This is a genomic window from Sulfurimonas sp. (assembly GCF_026988655.1).
Taxonomy (GTDB): Bacteria; Campylobacterota; Campylobacteria; order Campylobacterales; family Sulfurimonadaceae; genus Sulfurimonas.
In genome coordinates this window covers 1-1,691 of sequence record NZ_JALSKT010000053.1, presented here as the reverse complement: position 1 = coordinate 1,691, position 1,691 = coordinate 1, and the positions used below count along the sequence as shown (strand labels likewise).

2 protein-coding genes are annotated in these 1,691 nt (G+C 33.0%); both read right to left on the bottom strand.

What is annotated here, in order from left to right:
• Positions 1-103: 103 nt before the first annotated feature.
• Positions 104-376 (bottom strand): hypothetical protein, encoded by a 273-nt coding sequence (locus MV052_RS05510; protein WP_297441745.1) that lies wholly within the window; start codon positions 374-376, stop codon positions 104-106.
• A 131-nt stretch (positions 377-507) separates the two neighbouring features.
• Positions 508-1,608, bottom strand: a complete 1,101-nt coding sequence (gene ychF, locus MV052_RS05505; protein ID WP_297441743.1) for a redox-regulated ATPase YchF — start codon at positions 1,606-1,608, stop codon at positions 508-510.
• Positions 1,609-1,691: the final 83 nt, after the last annotated feature.

The window sequence follows — 1,691 nt, the reverse complement described above, 5'->3', positions numbered from 1 at the left end:
TCTGTTTTTTTCATACAAAAATTTAAGCAATTTTAGTTCCTTGGTGCGTAAGGTCAGTTACTAAAAGTTTAAAGCTAAAGATGGTCGATGATTATTTAGTAAGTTATAAGAAAAAATGATTATTCAGACCCCAGTATTTTTCATTAAGCCTACTTTTCTCTTGTTCATTTTTAAATGAGTGGATTTTATAAGGTTTTTCTTTTGTGTGTGTTTCAAAAAATTTCTCAAGAGTATCATCCCAAACTAAAGTTACTTCCTTACTGAGTTGATTTTCTTTATCATCTCCAGGAAGTGTGAAGTTGAAAACTATATTGTCTTCGTATGCGATTACTTCATATTTTTTTTCTGTTGTGGTTGTTTTATTTTTAGAGTTCATAAGTTTATTGTCCTTTTTTAAAAAATGACAGTTTAACTTTTATTTTTTTGATTTCACTTAAAATAAAAATCACTTATTTTATATCAGTTTATCTCATAAATTTTTATAGATTTAATGCTTAGGTCAAATGCCTAAACGTTAAATCTAAAGTGCATAATGTCACCATCTTGGACTATATATTCTTTCCCTTCGAGTCTCATTTTTCCAGCTTCTTTAGCTTTTGCTTCACCACCACAGCTTACAAAATCTTCATAAGATATAACTTCTGCACGAATGAAACCTTTTTCAAAGTCATTGTGAATGGCAGCCGCAGCCTTTGGTGCAGTGGAATTTTGTCTAATTGTCCAAGAACGAACCTCTTTTACACCCGCTGTAAAGTAGCTCATAAGACCAAGCTTGTTGAAGCCTTTATGGATAATTTGCTCAAGTCCTGACTCTTCAACACCAAGCTCTTCTAAAAATTCTTTTGCTTCATCGTCTTCTAGACCGATTAACTCTTCTTCAACTTTTGCGCATAGTTTGATAATTTCACAGTTATTCTTTTGGGCGTGCTCTTTGAGTGCAGTCACGTATTCATTATCTTGAAGGAGTCCATCTTCATCAGTGTTTGCACCATACATGATCTCTTTATCTGTAAGAAAACGTACTTCATTTACAAGTTGTTTATACTCATCACTATCTGCTTTGTCAAAGTTTCTAGCTAAGTTTCCTTCGCCTAGAAATTCTAACAACTCTTCAGCCATCTCAAGGACAACTTTAGCGGATTTATCTGCTTTTGCTTGTTTTCTCAGTCTATCAATTCTATTTGATAATACTTCAATGTCTGCTAAAATTAACTCACCTTCAATGATTTCAACATCACGCAAAGGGTCAATACTTCCCTCATTATGTACGATGTTCTCATCTTTAAAACATCTTACAATTTGTAGGATAACTTCTGTTTCACGGATATTTGAAAGAAATTTATTTCCAAGACCTTCACCTTGACTCGCTCCCTTGACTAAACCTGCAATATCAACAAAATCAAGTGTAGAGTATTGAATACGCTCAGGATTTACAATCTTAGCAAGTTCATGAAGCCTTTTATCTGGTACAGGAACAACTGCTTTGTTTGGTTCTATGGTACAAAATGGGTAGTTAGCCGCCTCCGCATTTTGTGCTTTTGTTAATGCATTAAAAGTTGTTGATTTGCCGACATTTGGAAGTCCTACTAGACCGATTGCTAATCCCATGATATACCTTTATAAATATTTTTTGAAATTATATCTAAGTAAAGTTAAACTTAAGACTGATACAATACTCAAAAAATAAGAAG

What these genes read in the sequence shown, in the direction of transcription:
- MV052_RS05510 (WP_297441745.1), bottom strand. Translation starts at nt 376, where the DNA reads ATGAACTCTAAAAATAAAACAACCACAACAGAAAAAAAATATGAAGTA.
- ychF (WP_297441743.1), bottom strand. Translation starts at nt 1,608, where the DNA reads ATGGGATTAGCAATCGGTCTAGTAGGACTTCCAAATGTCGGCAAATCA.